12 protein-coding genes and 1 CRISPR repeat array are annotated in these 17,629 nt (G+C 41.8%); of the genes, 8 read left to right on the forward strand and 4 right to left on the reverse strand.

Annotation, left to right across the window (positions count from 1 at the left end):
* Positions 1-88: 88 nt before the first annotated feature.
* Positions 89-1,234: an endo-1,4-beta-xylanase gene (locus tag ACWATR_RS04420; protein WP_460329867.1), complete on the reverse strand. Its 1,146-nt coding sequence runs from the start codon at positions 1,232-1,234 to the stop codon at positions 89-91.
* Between the two features lie 413 nt (positions 1,235-1,647).
* On the opposite strand from ACWATR_RS04420, the gene ACWATR_RS04425 reads away from it, so the two are divergent.
* From ACWATR_RS04425 to ACWATR_RS04445, 5 genes are all read left to right on the forward strand, one after another.
* On the forward strand, positions 1,648-2,235 hold the full coding sequence (locus ACWATR_RS04425) for a TetR/AcrR family transcriptional regulator (protein WP_460329869.1): 588 nt from the start codon (positions 1,648-1,650) through the stop codon (positions 2,233-2,235).
* A gap of 81 nt (positions 2,236-2,316) precedes the next feature.
* Positions 2,317-3,606: an ABC exporter membrane fusion protein gene (locus tag ACWATR_RS04430; protein ID WP_460329871.1), complete on the forward strand. Its 1,290-nt coding sequence runs from the start codon at positions 2,317-2,319 to the stop codon at positions 3,604-3,606.
* 172 nt (positions 3,607-3,778) lie between these two features.
* Positions 3,779-4,114, forward strand: coding sequence for a DUF2834 domain-containing protein (locus tag ACWATR_RS04435; RefSeq protein WP_460329873.1), 336 nt, complete (start codon positions 3,779-3,781; stop codon positions 4,112-4,114).
* A 14-nt stretch (positions 4,115-4,128) separates the two neighbouring features.
* Positions 4,129-5,295: an ABC transporter permease DevC gene (gene devC, locus ACWATR_RS04440; protein WP_460329875.1), complete on the forward strand. Its 1,167-nt coding sequence runs from the start codon at positions 4,129-4,131 to the stop codon at positions 5,293-5,295.
* Between the two features lie 99 nt (positions 5,296-5,394).
* Positions 5,395-6,159 (forward strand): DevA family ABC transporter ATP-binding protein, encoded by a 765-nt coding sequence (locus tag ACWATR_RS04445; RefSeq protein ID WP_460329877.1) that lies wholly within the window; start codon positions 5,395-5,397, stop codon positions 6,157-6,159.
* A 285-nt stretch (positions 6,160-6,444) separates the two neighbouring features.
* Here the strand turns inward: ACWATR_RS04445 and ACWATR_RS04450 are convergent, their stop codons facing one another.
* A complete protein-coding gene (locus ACWATR_RS04450; RefSeq protein WP_460329879.1) occupies positions 6,445-7,368 on the reverse strand; it encodes a hypothetical protein in 924 nt (307 codons plus the stop codon).
* Between the two features lie 677 nt (positions 7,369-8,045).
* Positions 8,046-8,276 carry a hypothetical protein gene (locus ACWATR_RS04455; RefSeq protein ID WP_460329881.1) on the reverse strand — a complete coding sequence of 77 codons (231 nt, stop codon included), beginning with the start codon at positions 8,274-8,276 and terminating at the stop codon, positions 8,046-8,048.
* A gap of 417 nt (positions 8,277-8,693) precedes the next feature.
* A CRISPR array of direct repeats spans positions 8,694-9,673; the repeat unit is 36 nt; unit sequence CTTTACATAACCACTTCCCCTAACGGGGATGTAAAC.
* Positions 9,674-10,075: 402 nt separating this feature from the next.
* Here ACWATR_RS04455 and nifJ point away from each other — a divergent pair.
* Positions 10,076-13,690 carry a pyruvate:ferredoxin (flavodoxin) oxidoreductase gene (nifJ, locus tag ACWATR_RS04460; RefSeq protein ID WP_460329883.1) on the forward strand — a complete coding sequence of 1,205 codons (3,615 nt, stop codon included), beginning with the start codon at positions 10,076-10,078 and terminating at the stop codon, positions 13,688-13,690.
* Between the two features lie 492 nt (positions 13,691-14,182).
* Here nifJ and ACWATR_RS04465 read toward each other — a convergent pair whose 3' ends face one another.
* Positions 14,183-14,365 carry a CsbD family protein gene (locus tag ACWATR_RS04465; protein WP_069068231.1) on the reverse strand — a complete coding sequence of 61 codons (183 nt, stop codon included), beginning with the start codon at positions 14,363-14,365 and terminating at the stop codon, positions 14,183-14,185.
* 239 nt (positions 14,366-14,604) lie between these two features.
* On the opposite strand from ACWATR_RS04465, the gene ACWATR_RS04470 reads away from it, so the two are divergent.
* A complete protein-coding gene (locus ACWATR_RS04470; protein WP_460329885.1) occupies positions 14,605-14,730 on the forward strand; it encodes a hypothetical protein in 126 nt (41 codons plus the stop codon).
* Between the two features lie 513 nt (positions 14,731-15,243).
* Positions 15,244-16,878, forward strand: coding sequence for a tetratricopeptide repeat protein (locus ACWATR_RS04475; protein ID WP_460329887.1), 1,635 nt, complete (start codon positions 15,244-15,246; stop codon positions 16,876-16,878).
* Positions 16,879-17,629: the final 751 nt, after the last annotated feature.

Here is a 17,629-nt window from a genome sequence, read left to right on the forward strand (position 1 = left end):
CATGTTTGTGAGTAGCGAAGAACATCGCCACATACTTCGCTTAGAATAATATTTAAAAAAAGCTATTTTCGCTTGGGTGGAGTATAAGTTAACTGCTAAAAGCCTTGGCAATAGCATTGCGGGCAGGTTTAGGTTGCAGGTTCTCATCAAAGGGAAGTGGACGCAGAAATTTCCAGAGACTTGGATTGTCTCTAAAGGTTTTTCCTGGCATCCAGTCGGGATGACGTATCCAGGTATGACGGTCGGTAATCCCCCATGTAATGACAGTATCAACTTTAGCAGCAAAGCACAGATCAAGATATCGCTTGTAACTGTCGGCTACCATCTGGTCTAGTTTTTTGATACTATCAGGTAATGGGGTATCAATAATAATATCTAATTCTGTAATTATTGGTTTAACTTCAAGATCATTAAGCCGTTTTAAGACGGAATTAAATCCTTTCTCATCAAAAGCATAGGCAGTAGAAAACCATAGATGCGACTGGATGCCTGCGCCATCAATTTTAACGTCACTATTCTTCAGATATTCGATCATTTTTAAGAATCGGTCTGATTTCCATGTAGCGCCTTCGATGCCAAAATCGTTTAGGTAAAATTTCTTGCTGCTATCAACTGAAGCAGCAATTAAAAACAAGTCTCGAATCAATTCTCGTTTTACCCCTTTACGCAAACCGTAGGTAGCATTGTCGGCTTCATTTTCATTATCAGCAATAATTTCATTGGCAATATCCCAAGACTTTAAAACCTTGCTCTTACGATAATGCCCCATGACTCCTTTAACATGGCGTTCGATCATCTTCAGTGTAGGGGGGTAAGGAAGCCAGTCTGGTCTTCCCATGTGCCAAAAAAGGGTATGCCCGTGCATTTCTATATTATGCTTTTCGCAGAAGTTAGCGATCGCATCTGCTGATTCAAAAGTAAATTTTCCTGGCTGTGGTTCTGTAGCGTTCCATTTCAATTCACCATTCGGTGTCACAATCGAACATTCACGAGCAATCAGGCTAGCGTAATCCTTCTCTGTTTGCAAAAATTCACTAGAAATTGCTGCACCATAACGCTTTCCTTTGGCCGCAGCTAATTGCCGAAGAGGAGAATTTACATTTGGATAATTTGCTGCAATTTCATTGGTACTCTGGTCTTCTTTTTGCTTATCCTTCTGTAAAAACCCCATAGTCAATAGGGCAGAAAGGGTTGTGTATCCCGCTCTTGTTAAAAATTTTCTTCGATAAGGCATAAGTTGTACCTAATGAAAAATACACAAATTATTATATTACATATATTACAGAAGAAGTTTTGATACTTTTTAAGCTTTAGTGATGATTTCCATCCTTAACCCCAAAGAAACAAAGCTACAGTTTATACCACCTTTCAGTAATCTTTCTGGCAGAAGAAGAAGACTTCGCCAAGGCTGAACTACAAATATATACGGGGTTTTTTCCGAAATCGAACTATAGTTTTGTACTAAGTGGCAAAGATGAAAATTAACGGGTATTACATCTAGCGCAAAACTAGGTTAAAATATAACGCGTGTTCGATTTAAATCAATTAACTAAAGAAAGTAAAGCTTTATTTCCTTGAAATATTCTATATCAATACTAAAAGATGCTAGTTTTATATATAACGAGCGTTCGAGATAAAACCTGAGTCATGCCTAAGATTGTTGACCATGAGCAATACCGTAAAGAACTGCTCGACAAGTGCTTTGATTTATTTGCCCAAAAAGGCTATGGTTCCATTACTATGCGCCAAATTGCCGAAGGATTAAGGGTTTCTACTGGTACGTTGTACCACTATTTTCCTAGCAAACAAGCTTTATTTGAGCAATTGGCCCAAGAAATATGTGAGCAAGATTTAAGTGCAGCATTGGCTGAATTGGAAGGAGCGCAAACCCTGCAAGAAGGAATGGAAGCACTAGGAAGATATCTAGTAAAAAATGAAGATTACTTTATTAAGTGGACTTATATATGGATTGATTTTTGTCAACATCAAGACTCTAAAGACATGTTGAATAATAGTGTTTTTAAGCGGAACAATCAGCGTTATCAGCAGGCTGCCTGCGATTTTGTAGGTATTCAAGATCCAGTATTGGCTTCCTTTGTATTGAGCTTTGTGAATGGTTTAATTCTGGAGAAGTTATGGGGTGATGAAACAATTGATTTTATGGAACAATGTGCGCTATTAGGCAAAATGCTCACGGCATATTTGCCGCAACATGGGGTAGGAGTTAGGAGTTAGGAGTTAGGATTTGGGAGTTAGTTGCTACCATTATCGGCTCATTTGATGTAGATAAAATGATTTTTTAGGAGAGTAAAAAAGATGGTTCAAAAGCTATCAAAAAAGGCTTCCAATAAATGGTTAGTTGCATTAGTAATTGCCGCTACTGCTATTACAGGTGGAATTGTTGTTTATGGGATTTCTCAGTTTGGGCTAGTTAGTCAAGCTGAGAAATCTGAGCCAGTAGAAACCACGCCTAAAAGTCAAAAAGTGGCTGCATTAGGACGACTAGAACCGGAAGCAGAGGTAATTAGCTTGTTTGCACCCTTGGCATTGGATGGCGATCGCATTGCCAAAATTTTAGTCAAAGAAGGCGATCGCGTTCAAGCTGGGCAGATGGTAGCAATTTTAGATGCCCGCGATCGCTTACAAACTGCTGTACTACAAGCGCAACAACAAGTTAGAGTTGCTCAAGCCAAACTCGCTCAAGTGCAAGCTGGAGCAAAAGTAGGAGAAATTAACGCCCAGCAAGCCAGTGTTGAACGCCTCCAGGCGCAATCCCAAGGTGACAAAACAGCGCAACAGGAAGCGATATTCCGCATAGAGGCACAGTGGGAAGGAGACAGAATCGCCCAAGAAGCAACCATTAAGAAGCTAGAGGCAGAACTCAAAAATGCTGAAGCCGAATATCAACGTTATCAGCAGTTATATTCTCAAGGTGCAGTTTCTAATTCTTTATATGACAGCAAAGGCTTGACTGTAGAAACCGCCAAACAGCAAGTAGACGAAGCCAAAGCAGTTCTCAACCGGATTAATACCACTGCTACCAAACAATTATCTGAAGCTAAAGCAGCACTAGCCCGCACTAACGCCACTGGTAGCAAACAAGTTAGTGAAGCCAAAGCCACACTTACCAGTATTGCAGAAGTGCGACCCGTAGATGTAGCAGCAGCCCAGACAGAAGTTGAAAATGCGATCGCCACACTCAAACACGCCCAAACCGAGTTGGCTGGTGCTTACATCAAAGCACCGATGGCGGGACAAATCATCAAAATTCATACGCGAGTCGGAGAAAAAATTAGTACTTCTGGTATTGCAGACTTAGCGCAAACAGACCAGATGATGGCAGTAGCAGAAGTTTATCAAACCGATATCGGTAAAGTGAAATTAGGACAACAGGCAGTGATTAGCAGTCAGGCATTTGCCAGTGAACTGCGAGGAACCGTTGCTCAAATTGGCTTGCAGGTGAATAGACAAAACGTTTTCAGCAACCAGCCAGGGGAGAATCTTGATAGCCGAGTAGTTGAGGTGAAAATTCGCCTCAATCCTGAAGACAGCAAGCGAGTTGCAGGTTTCACTAACTTACAGGTACAAACAGCGATTGAAATATAGGAGGGTAGGGAACAGGGAATAGGGAATAGGGAATAGGAAATAGGGAATAGGAAATAGGAAAGAAAGCATAGATCCGTACTGAGTCTTGTTCAAAAATTAAATAGGAGTCCTATATAGAGTTGTTGTTTGTTGTCTTGTGTATTCCAGCATTTTTTATAGGGGGAATTCAATCATGATTAAAGTCATATACCTTTTGCTTTGTATACTTGGCTTCGTTCTACCTTACTCCCAATTGATTCCATTTGTCTTAGAGCATGGTCTTGATATAAATCTGTTTTTTGAACAACTCTTTGCCAACAAAATTTCTGGCTTTTTTGGTATGGATGTTATTGTTTCATCGCTAGTTTTATGGACATTTGTATTTTGGGAGGGAACACGTCTGAAAATGCAAAATCTCTGGGTTTACATTGCCTGTAATCTTTTGGTTGGTGTGTCTTTAGGTCTTCCCTTATTTTTGTTAATGCGACAGCGCCAGCTTGAACAGCAAACTGAAACACTGAGTTATTAAGGTTTTTTTTTAATATGTTTTCTAAACTATTTCGCAAAACGCCGTTAGCATGGCGGCAGTTAATGAAGGAAAAAACCCGTCTGGCTGTTGCAGTCGCAGGTATTACTTTTGCCGATATGCTGATGTTTATCCAGTTGGGATTTGAAAGTGCGCTTTTTGATGCTGCTGTGAAACCTCATCGCAATTTACAGGCAGATTTGATTTTAATTAATCCCCAATTTCAAACTTTATTTTCGGTAAAAAACTTTTCTAGAGAACGACTGTATCAAGCATTAGGTTATGAAGGTGTTCAGTCAGTTAATTCTGTCTATATCAGCACCGGACAGTGGCGAAATCCCGAAACACGTCTTGAGCGTGCCATTTTGGTTTGGGGTGTTGATCCGGTACAACCCGCATTCAAATCGCCCGAAATTAACCAAAATCAGGATGACCTGAAACAGTTGTATCAAGTTATTTTTGACCAGGCAGGTCGTCCAGAATACGGGGCAGTTGGTGATATCTTTAAAAAAACAGGCAAATTTGACACAGAATTAAATAGCAAAGCCGTTTTTGTTAAAGGCTTGTTTACTGATGGTGCTTCCTTTGCTGCCGATGGTAATGTGATCACCAGTGACTCTACTTTTCTCCAGCTATTCCCAGAACGTAAACCCGATCGCATCGAAGTTGGTTTAATTACACTTCAAACAGATGCCGATGTAGAAAAAGTGCGATCGCAACTTGTGAATGGATTACCTAAAGATGTTAGAGTCTTGACTCCAGAGGAATTTGCCAAAGTGGAGAGGACTTACTGGGAAGAAGGTACTGGCATTGGTTTTATTTTCGGTTTGGGTACAGCAGTCGGGTTTATCGTTGGTATCGTGATTGTTTACCAAATCCTTTATTCTGATGTTTCTGACCACTTGCCAGAATACGCCACCCTGAAAGCAATGGGATATACCGATAACTATCTCTTGGGAGTTTTAATTCAAGAAGCATTGTTATTAGCTGTTTTAGGTTTTCTGCCTGGATTCTTCCTTTCTTTTGGGTTGTATCAAGTCACATACGCTGCGACGATGCTTCCTATTTTTATGAAAATGGAACGGGCAATACAGGTTTGGATTTTGACCGTGATTATGTGTAGTGTCTCTGGTGCGATCGCAATGCGGAAGTTACGATCTGCTGACCCTGCCGATGTTTTTTAGTTTTTTAGATGCGATTGATCGTGTTTGTGGAGAAGAAGACGCGATGAATCGCGTCTCTACAAGAATTATTTTCCTATACCTAATGCCCGATAAAATATTATGTTGCAAAAATCTTTACCAGAAAATTCAAATTCAACACTTTCTACTTTAGAATCTGTAATTTCTGTTAGTAAACTCAACCATTACTTTGGTGAAGGTGGGCTTCGCAAACAAGTATTATTCGACATTAATTTAGAGATTAACGCTGGGGAAATCGTTATCATGACTGGCCCCTCTGGTTCGGGGAAAACCACCTTGTTAACCTTAATGGGTGGATTGCGTTCTGCCCAAGAAGGTAGCCTTAAAATCTTAGGAGAGGAAATTTGTGGTGCGAAAAAGCAGCAGTTAACTAAGCTGCGCCGTCAGATTGGCTATATTTTCCAGGCTCATAACTTGATGACTTTTTTGACAGCTAGAGAAAATGTGCGGATGTCCTTAGAGTTGCATGACGATTTTCTCAATCAGGATATTAACGCCAAAGCGATCGCTATTTTGGAAACTGTCGGTTTAGCAGATCGTGTAAATTATTACCCAGAGAAACTATCTGGAGGGCAAAAACAACGGGTTGCGATCGCTCGTGCTTTAGTCAGTCATCCTAAAATTGTCTTAGCAGATGAACCCACTGCTGCACTTGACAAGAAATCTGGGCGCGATGTCGTGGAAATCATGCAGAAGCTAGCTAAAGAACAAGGTTGTACGATTTTGCTAGTTACCCACGATAACCGCATCCTTGATATTGCCGATCGCATCATTTATATGGAAGATGGTCAGTTGAAGACTGATAGCACAGAATCTACACTACAAGTAAATAATATCAATTCGTAGTTTGTCAACTTACTTAAGTAAGTCGGCAGGAATAAACCAAATTATGTTACGAAACATAAACAGCCTTAAAACCCTTACCAATGACCAATGACTAATGACTAATAGACCTCTTGCAAAAGTGCTTTTTGCAAGAGGGGGAAAAGGGTAAAGGTTAAAGGGGAAGGGGGCAATACAGAACTTTTTCCCCTTCCCTTTTCCCGACTCATGCAAGAAGTCTAATGACTAATGACTAATGACTAATGACCAATGACTAATGACTAATGACTAATGACTAATGACAGATTATTAGCTAAACCTTACCAACAATTCTTCACGAGATAATTGCAAACACAAAGGTGTAAATTCCTCTGGTGATAACTGCAACAAACTATCGATGACTCTTGACAGTTCCTCGTCCACAGAACCAAATCTGTATCTCAACAAATTTTCCACAACTAAACGTTGTCCTTGCTGTACTCCTTGTTGTACTCCTTGTTGTACTCCTTGCTGTACTCCTTCTTGTACAGCTTGCGCTCTTGCTTCTTGATAAGCTTCTGTTAAATTCATAATTAGTTCCTGATCGTCTTCAGTTAAGTCTTGCTGGATCATTACACTGATACGCCATCTGTAAATTATTTCTAGAACATTACGGCGTACAAGGTTCTCTGGTGGAAGGGCAACTAGTTCTCTCACTGCTTGCTGTTGAACAGTTCCCCTGCCGAGAAGCCTAAACCACAGCGTGTCTAGAGTCACAGGTAACTCGTTAATCGCTAGTATCGCCGTTCTAAAAGATAAAGGTAGAAAATATACCCCTCTCATCCAGTTTTCTAGCTCTAGTTTAGCGCCAAAACTCTCTAGCAATGCCGGGGAGGCCGAAGGTGCTAAAACCCATAACCTAGCTAAATCACTCTCTGGTAAACTTGTATCTTCTCTTTTGGCTTTGCGTTGCGAATCTGCAATTACAGTGAACAGCTTTAGAAGGCAGTTTCGTACCTCTGTCTTACTGGGTTGATTGCGGTATGGTTCTAGCAAGGCTGTACTCTGCAAAGCAATTCTTCCTAGTAGTCCTAGATTTTGCGCTTGCGCTTGAGATGTAGGTGCTGGTGAAAACAAAACATCTACTTGCCGAGTCTCATCAACTACTTCTTTATTGGCTTCTACCTTGCCCAAGGGTGATAGTAGCTCCTCTAAAAACTGCTTGGCGAACTGATCGTGAGGTTTACGGGTCATATTTCATGGGTCAACTGTATTGTATTATATGGAAAAGCTGATAAGCCTGAAAACTGTGCTTACTCCAGATGTCTTTGAGCGATCGCCTTTGGTTTTAAGCTTGAATCTTAGAGAATGTTTGAAAAGTCCTCTTGTCGGCATCAAAAATTTTAGATCCCCCTAAATCCCCCGATAAATTGGGGGACTTTGATTATAGTTCCCCCCTTAAAAAGGCTACGGTGTACACACAAGTCCTAAAAACCTAGCTTGATAAGACTTTCCTCGTTCCCAGTCTCCGACTGGGAATGCATTCATTGAGTCTCTGACTCAATGCCAGATTGGAGGCAGAGCCTCCACGAAGAGCATTCCCATGTAGAACATGGGAACGAGATAAAAACGAGGTAAACGAGATAAACGAGAGAAGAATGGAAAATCAAGCTTTTTTCGACTTGTGTGTACACCGTAGCCTTTTTAAGGGGGGCTAGGGGGGATCAGTTAGTGCCTAAAATCACAGCGAAACACTTGTTCATTCAACCTCTAACAAACATCAGCACTTGATTACGTTGATTTTAATAGCAGCATCTAATACCAATTTGAAAAAAGAATGCAACAAATAGACCATTTGTAGAGACGCGATTCATCGCGTCTTTACCTAAGGATGTGTTGCAATCATTAATTGAATTGGTATAAGAAGTCATTTATAAAGTAAAAGTAAAGATAAAGTCGAATTTAATCAGCAAAATACCTAATTGCTTTCTCAAAATGCCTGATTGCTTAATCAAAAAGCTTAAATGCTTTCTCATTTCAGTGGATTCAGCAAGTAAAAAGGCATATTGCTTTATCAAAAAGCTTAAATGCTTTCTCATTTCGGTAGATTCAGCAAGCAAAAAGGCATATTGCTTTCTCAAAATGCTTGATTGCTTTCTCATTTCGGTAATTCACGCATTCATTTTGGTATATCGTTGAGCCGATCGCCTTCAATTCATTCAGCAATAATTTTGCAACCGCTTACTGCTGTCTCTACTTGCTTATGGATTGAAGATCATTGAATATCAAGGATTTGAAGCGATGAACTAAACATTGAAAACCAAGGCTGAACAGCTTGACAATCTTAAGTAAGATATTTTACACTCTATTGAGTGTGTTGAAGTTCATCTACACACCTCCCCCGATCCTTGAAAACCGCATAATCTCGTTGAGGTGTGTCGATTACTCTTGTAGCAAGGGTTTCAGCCGACAAAATCACAACTTTTTTGTCAATAAGCACCATTTTATTGACAATGAAAAAAGGTGTGTCGATTAGGGGGTTTCAAACCCGCTCCTGGTAAGGTTTCCAAAAGGTAACTCTTTACATAACCACTTCCCCTAACGGGGATGTAAACTCTTATTAGGATCAGTAGTCATGATTTTTCTTTCTGACTTTACATAACCACTTCCCCTAACGGGGATGTAAACTTTTCTCAGTGGAAAGTGCAGTGGTCGCATTTGCTAAACTTTACATAACCACTTCCCCTAACGGGGATGTAAACGTCAAAGGTTCGTTCGGATACTGAGTTTTTGACTTGTTTCTTTACATAACCACTTCCCCTAACGGGGATGTAAACGCTATTATTACTGGTGTTGCCTCTGGAACTGCACTCGCAGTTACCTTTACATAACCACTTCCCCTAACGGGGATGTAAACTTATTATCCCCATTAAAGTCAAGGGGGTTTCCTGCTTTACATAACCACTTCCCCTAACGGGGATGTAAACGCTATTCTTACACTTTCAACTCCTGATATTAACTTTACATAACCACTTCCCCTAACGGGGATGTAAACAATTCTTATCAGATTCGACTCGAACTCCATTAATAGCTTTACATAACCACTTCCCCTAACGGGGATGTAAACTTGTTGTATATGAAATTTTTTGCCAAAACGTCATAGACTTTACATAACCACTTCCCCTAACGGGGATGTAAACTAACAGTGCCTAATCCAGCAGTAGTTGAAACAACCTTTACATAACCACTTCCCCTAACGGGGATGTAAACTCTAATTGCATCATCTTGGTTTTCTCCAGTGCTAACTTTACATAACCACTTCCCCTAACGGGGATGTAAACGTTTAATATGCTGAGTATTTGCCACAACCGACGCTCCTTTACATAACCACTTCCCCTAACGGGGATGTAAACTGAGCTGCTACTTGCGCTGCAACAATTTTGTCTGTTGCCTTTACATAACCACTTCCCCTAACGGGGATGTAAACTAAAGTGCCTTGAAATTCACAACTCCAGTCATATGGCTTTACATAACCACTTCCCCTAACGGGGATGAAAACGAGATAAAAGCCCGACCCCATACCCCACAAAAAATAATCAATTAACTGAAAGCTTTATCTAATAAGAGCTTTAGCTATTGAGTACATTATTAATACATATTAATAGACGCAGTATTTCGGATGAGATACTAATATATGAAGCATTTATTTAAAGTTAATTAAAGAGCCGAAAGTCATTGATAAATTCTTAGTAAGAATTCAGCACCCAGAAGTCAGAAGTCATATTTTAAAAGGAATGCAGCATTGTTAGTACATTTATGTATAAAATTTTTTCCTAATTCTTTGACTATTCTGAATCCTGTTAGCGATAGCGGGGCGTTTAGCCCATTCTGACTCCTGAATTCTGAATCCTGAATTCTGCTCTTACTATTAACACTGAGAGACGGGGACAAAAATCCAATTATGAACAAAACCTTTGCAACCATCGATGGAAATGAAGCTGTCGCCCGTGTTGCTTACAAACTAAATGAAGTGATTGCCATTTATCCCATCACCCCCTCTTCAGCAATGGGTGAATGGGCAGATGCTTGGTCAGCCGAAAGTCGTCCTAACCTCTGGGGTACTATTCCCAGCGTTGTGCAGATGCAGAGTGAAGGAGGAGCGGCTGGTGCTGTACATGGGGCATTGCAAACAGGTTCCCTGAGTACCACCTTCACGGCATCTCAGGGATTATTGTTGATGATACCCAACTTCTACAAAATTGCTGGTGAGTTGACTAGCGCCGTAGTTCACGTTGCAGCCCGTTCTTTGGCTACTCACGCTTTATCTATTTTTGGCGACCATAGCGATGTGATGGCAGCTCGTGCTACTGGTTTTGCCCTGCTGTGTTCCGCTTCAGTGCAGGAAAGTCAAGACTTTGCTCTCATCGCTCATGCTGCTACCCTAGAGACGCGAGTCTCCTTTATGCATTTCTTTGACGGCTTCCGCACCTCCCATGAAGTGCAGAAAGTTAAATTACTTTCAGATGATGATTTGCGATCGCTAATCCACGATAACTTAATACTTGCCCACCGCAGCCGTGCGTTGACCCCAGATCGTCCCGTATTACGGGGGACTGCCCAAAATCCCGATGTCTACTTCCAAGGAAGGGAAGGCGCGAACCTTTATTACAACGCTTGTCCAGATATTGTCCAGCGGATCATGGATGAATTTGGAGAACGCACGGGAAGACATTATAAAATCTATGAATATTACGGCGCTAACGATGCCTCGCGCGTTATCGTTCTCATGGGTTCAGGTTGTGAAACCGTCCATGAAACAGTAGATTACCTGAACGCTCGTGGTGAAAAACTTGGTGTAGTGAAAGTGCGACTTTACCGCCCCTTTGATGTCCAAAGGTTTGTTGCAGTATTACCAACTAGTGTAAAGGCGATCGCAGTTCTCGATCGCACCAAAGAAGCAGGTAGCGCCGGTGAGCCTTTGTATTTAGATGTTGTGGCTGCTATTCATGAAGTATGGGGCATGGGGCATGGGGCATTGGGCATTGGGCATGGAGAGAATGAAAAATTACCTCTTTCCCCTCTGCCTAAAATCATTGGTGGTCGTTATGGTCTTTCTTCTAAGGAATTTACGCCGGCGATGGTGAAGGGGATTTTTGATAATCTTGCCGAAGCTAAACCGAAGAATCATTTTACGATTGGGATTAATGATGACGTTAGTCATACTTCTCTAAAATTTGACCCCAAATTTTCTACAGAATCGGATAATGTTGTTCGGGCAATGTTTTATGGATTGGGCGCTGATGGTACTGTTGGCGCTAACAAAAACTCCATCAAAATTATTGGTGAAGAAACCGATAATTACGCCCAAGGCTACTTTGTCTTTGATTCCAAGAAATCTGGCTCAATGACTGTCTCTCACCTCCGCTTCGGGAAAGAGCCAATTCGCTCCACTTACCTAATTGACCAAGCCAACTTTATTGGTTGTCATCATTGGGGATTTCTAGAACGCATAGATATTTTGAAGGCTGCTATTCCTGGGGCAACTTTGCTGCTGAATAGTCCATACAATGCAGATAGCGTCTGGGAAAATCTGCCGTTGAAGGTGCAGCAACAAATTATTGATAAGCATTTGAAGTTATACGTAATTAATGCCAGCCAAGTTGCCCGTGAAAGTGGCATGGGTGGGAGAATTAACACCATTATGCAAGTATGCTTCTTTGCCTTAGCGGGAGTCTTGCCACAAGAAGAAGCGATCGCTAAAATCAAACAAGCAATTGATAAAACCTACGGTAAAAAAGGCGTAGAAGTTGTCCGCATGAACCTACAAGCTGTAGACAACACCCTAGACAACTTGCATAAAGTAAATATCCCCCAAACAATCAACAATCCAAAATCCAAAATCCAAAATCCAAAATTGCTAGACTCCGCTCCCAAATTTGTACAAGAAGTTCTGGGCAAAATCATGGTGTGGGAAGGTGATGATTTACCTGTTAGCACACTACCAGTTGATGGCACTTTCCCCGTAGGTACTGCCAAGTGGGAAAAACGTAACGTTGCCGAAGAGATACCTGTGTGGGAGCCGGATGTGTGCGTACAATGTGGGAAGTGCGTCATGGTTTGTCCCCATAGCGCCATCCGAGCCAAGGCTTATCAAGCAGATGAGTTAGTCAATGCACCAGAAACCTTTAAATCAACTGGTGCAAAGGATAAAGACTTTGCCAATCAAAAATTTACCATTCAGGTAGCACCAGAAGACTGCACAGGATGTACGATTTGTGTAAATATTTGCCCTGCTAAAAATAAATCTGAGCCATCGCTGAAAGCAATTAACATGGCGCAGCAGTTACCATTGCGGGAACAAGAGCGAAAAAACTGGGATTTCTTTTTGAGTTTACCTAATCCTGATAGGCGATCGCTAAAAGTCAACCAGATTCGCCAGCAACAACTGCAAGAACCATTATTTGAATTCTCTGGTGCTTGTGCAGGTTGTGGTGAAACACCTTATTTAAAATTATTAACACAACTGTTTGGCGATCGCGCTGTCATCGCCAATGCTACAGGTTGTTCCTCAATCTATGGTGGTAATCTACCCACCACTCCTTGGACAACCAATGCCCAAGGACGCGGCCCGGCGTGGTCTAATAATCTATTTGAAGATAACGCCGAATTCGGTTTTGGCTTCCGCCTCTCCCTCGACAAACAAGCCGAGTTTGCGGCGGAATTGTTGCAAAAATTGGGGAGTGAAATAGATGAAAACCTTGTTTCTTCCATCCTCAAAGCTGAACAAAAATCTGAAGCTGATATTTGGGAACAGCGCGAAAGAATAGAACTGTTGCAGCAGAGGTTAGATGAAATCGTAACTCTCGATCCTAATCTAAAATCCAAAATCCAAAATCTCAAATCTCTTGCAGACTATTTGGTGAGAAAAAGCGTCTGGATTGTTGGCGGTGATGGTTGGGCTTATGATATTGACTTTGGCGGTATCGATCACGTAATTGCTAGCGGTCGGAATGTCAACATCTTAGTGATGGATACAGAAGTATATTCCAACACAGGCGGTCAATCTTCCAAAGCTACGCCAAAAGCCGCAGTTGCTAAATATGCCGCTAGTGGTAAACCAGCGCCGAAGAAAGACTTAGGGATGATTGCCATGACCTACGGAAATGTCTACGTAGCGAGTGTAGCCCTTGGCGCTAGAGATGAACATACCCTGAAAGCATTTCTGGAAGCAGAAGCTTATGATGGCCCATCAATAATTATTGCTTACAGTCATTGCATCGCCCACGGCATCAACATGACCACAGGGATGAATCATCAAAAAACTCTGGTAGAATCAGGACGTTGGTTGCTGTATCGGCATAATCCAGAGTTGCTTAACCAGGGTAAAAATCCATTGCAATTGGATATGCGATCGCCTACGCAATCGGTAGAACATTCGATGTATCAAGAAAATCGCTTTAAAATGCTCACCAAGAGCAAACCTGATATTGCCAAGCACCTGTTAGAACAAGCCCAAGCTGAGGTTGATGCACGTTGGCAGACGTATCAATATCTGGCAAAGCGCGACACTCTTTAACGTATCGCGGAAGTCCCCACCTTCAATGTACCCATCTCTGTGGGGATTGTGAGCGGGGGATAAGGATTACATCTGGAATTGATTTAAAACATCAGTAAAAACTCTCTTCTTGATGTATGACGAATCCCCAAAATTTTCTGGTAAGATATCTAATGTCTTGACCATCAATGCCGCAAGCGAAAACCAAGCTGATAGGTATATGTTGCAAGAGAAAAATTTGGGTCTTGGGAACCAGAACTCCTGCCCTTGGAGGGAATGTAAGACTTTCTAGTACTAATAAGTTCTGGAAGCTATTCCCGATGAATTGGGAAGCCCCGTCCGTCTTACGGCGGGGTAGTTCACACATCTACCCTGCTTTTGGTAACAAAAATAGCGATTTTTGTTAGAAAACTCTAAAAAATAAATTATCTAATATTATGAACTGGGCAGGAAAGCCCGCCCAGTTCATAAGGACGGGCGTCTCGCCCATCCTAGAATAAATATTGCGATATTCTATTCTAAAGTCTTTTTAACTTCATCTTTGATATTCTCAGCCGTGTGACGGACTTGGGCTTCAGCTTGTTTAGCTTTACCTTCAGCTTTATCTTTAGGATCGCCAGTTACTTCGCCAATGACCTCTTGTACTTTACCTTCGACGTTTTTAGCAAAAGCTTTTGCTCTATCTTCGATACTCATATTCGTTGTTCCTAAATTATGTTAAGTGTTGATTTTTTATTGCTTGCTCGAAAAGCGCTGCAATGTTTATAGATTACTTTTAGACAACTTTTAATTCTTCTATCTGACGATGCTTTTATGAAGAATAGTTGTGTTCTTTGTACATAGTTATTTAACAGTTAAATTCATCTTGGAGAGTTCAAGTAAATTCTATTGTTCTACCTTGAGACAAAATAATTTACAACTTTAGGTAGATAGCGATGATGTTGAAGGAGCCAGAAGGCAGGGGCAGGGAGAAGTTATTTTCCTGCGGCTCGACTGAGCGATCGCTCCACTTCCTCCTTTTCTCTGCTTTTGTCACAAATATTGTGCGGAAAGAAGCATAATTTTTCAAGGTTTAACTGAAGATTAGTTTAGCTGGTGCAAGAAAACACAGAAAGTTCTAATCAGTGGCTTTGAAGTGCCTACAGGGTGCAGAGGCTTCCAAGCATCAGAAATTTGGTGGTCTATAGCGCAATACAGTTCAGAATGAGCAACAAAACACTTGTAGAGACGGCGATTCATCGCGTCTTCAAAGACAAATTATCTACACCACTCAATACTGCTTGGGTTTAAAAGCAGCAGTAACAAGTATCCACGTTTATCTCTAGCTTCTTACTTATTAATATTTATGAAGGTATTTATGCGATCGCATTCTACTACTCAACCAACTCCCAATATATAGACTCTAGGATGCAAACTGATGCATCTGTTAACATTTTCATCTGATTGTGTTTGCAGGGTTTAATATTTATAAGAAATACCGTGCGACTATTTTTCGCCAACAATTTACCTCTTTAGAGAAACTGTGGCATTTGAATATTAAGAAAAAAAGAGCTTGAATAAAAAGAATATAGACAATGAAGTACTTATTTATAGTTTGGGTGCTTATACTCTCTTTAGTCGCTCCTAGTGCGGCAATTGCTGAAGTAAAACAGCCCTACACCTTAATATCTGGACTTGGCACAATCCACCATCCAGTTTCTACTGCTAATCCCCAAGCACAAGAGTTTTTCGATCAGGGATTAAATTTAATTTACGCTTTCAATCATGATGAGGCAATGCGTTCTTTTCAACACGCTGCCAAACTCGATCCGCATTTAGCGATCGCATATTGGGGTATTGCTTTAGCTCTGGGGCCTAATATTAACTCAGCAATAGACCCCAACCGAGAATTAGCTGCTTACCAAGCAGTACAGCAAGCCTTGGCACTTTCTACCCAAGCATCTACCCAAGAACAAGACTACATTACCGCCTTAGCAAAACGTTACTCCCAAAATCCCGATGCAGACTTGTATCAACTAGCGGTAGATTACGCAGATGCAATGGCAACCCTAGTCAAGCGCTATCCTGATGATTTGGATGCGGCGACGCTTTACGCTGAAAGCTTAATGGATCTGCATCCTTGGCAGCACTGGACAAAAGATGGCAAGCCACAGCCAGATACAGAAGAAATTGTAGCTGTTTTAGAATCAGTTCTCCAACGAAACCCGAATCATACGGGAGCTAATCATTACTATATCCATGCCGTAGAAGCCTCGCCTTCCCCAGAACGGGCCCTTATGAGTGCCAAACGACTAGGAACTTTAGCGCCAGCGGCGGGACACTTGGTACACATGCCTTCCCATATTTATTTTCGTGTGGGAGATTATGAAGGGGCAATGCAGGTAAACCAGCAGGCGATCGCTCAAGATGATATTTACATCAACAAATATCAAGTCCAGGGCACTTACCCCATGATGTACTACAACCACAACGTACATTTTCTCATGGTAGCCAGCAGCATGGCAGGAAAGTATGAAGATGCTCTGAAATCCGCAGAGAAATTAGTCACCAACATTACTGCTATTGGCCCACATATACCAATGCTTGAGGGATTCCTGGGCAGCAAAATGCTGATTCAGACACGCTTTCATGACTGGGATGCCATTTTAAAAACTCCTGCTCCCGATACTAAACTACCTACTACAACAGCACTTTGGCATTTTGCTCGTGGTATGGCAACGGCAGCCACAGGCAAACTTGAAGATGCAGCAAATGAAAGCAGTGCATTACTGGCCGCCAAACAAGTAATTCCCGCCGAAGCAACTATTGGATTTAGCCCTGCCAGTCGCATTTTAGACATTGCCTCAAAAGTTTTAGACGCCAAAATTGCCAGAGAAAAGCATGATTATGAATCTGCCATTCAATTACTAGAACAAGCAGTAGTAGCAGAAGATGCTCTCGATTACGTGGAACCACCAGACTGGTACTTTCCCACGCGAGAGTCTTTGGGCGCTGTGCTTTTGGCTAAGGGTGACTATAAAGAGGCAGAAAAGGTCTTTCGTGCTGATCTCAAAAAGTATCCCCATAACGGGCGTTCTCTATTTGGCTTGCAGGCAAGTTTGCAGGCACTCGGCAAAGATCAGGCTGCTAAACTTGTCAAAACTGAATTGGAAACCGCTTGGAAAGGTGATGAAAAGCAACTTGACCTAGCAACTGGGGTTACTTATTAAACTTTGTCTCCCCTTTTCCCAAAAGGCTACAGTGTACACACAAGTCTAAATAAAGCTCAATTTCCCATTGTTGTCTCATTCCTATGCAGAGCATAGGAATACCTGATTAAAGGTTGCTGCCTCCACTCAGATATTGAGTCAGAGACTCAATGAATCCATTCCCAGTCTAAGACTGGGAACGAGGAAAGTCTTATCAAGCTAGGTTTTTAGGACTTCTGTGTATCCCGTAATTTTCCAAAAAGGAGAGGCCCGCGCCAAGAGAGAAGACTCAGGACTGCCCCCTGCCCCCTGCCTCCTGCCCCCTGCCTTCTGCCTCCTGCCCCCTGCCCCCTGCCTCCTGCCTCCTGCCTCCTGCCTCCTGCCTCCTGCCCCCTGCCTCCTGCCTCCTGCCCCCTGCCTCCTGCCCCCTGCCTCCTTCAAATTTGTTGCCTGACTTTAGCTTTCGTATTAAAATTTTGGAGTAATGCTTCATGGTTAATGCAGTCAAACGTTCAATGCGGATATTCTGAAGATGCGCCCCCGTATGTCTGATTTTTTATATCACCCTACAGAATTTATCTTCTTCTATTTCCAACCCTTTTTTGTGGTGGGCAGTACTTAGAGTAGGAGGGGGCGGGCGATCGCTTAGGTGCGATCGCATCACTGGTTAACTATCTGTTAACTATCTACTGGATGCAGAGAGTTGTCTCCTATGTCATCCTATGATTAGGAGAGTTAATTCAGTGATGTCTTTGGTTTTAGTATTGAAAGG

This window comes from Nostoc sp. UIC 10890 (genome assembly GCF_054786515.1).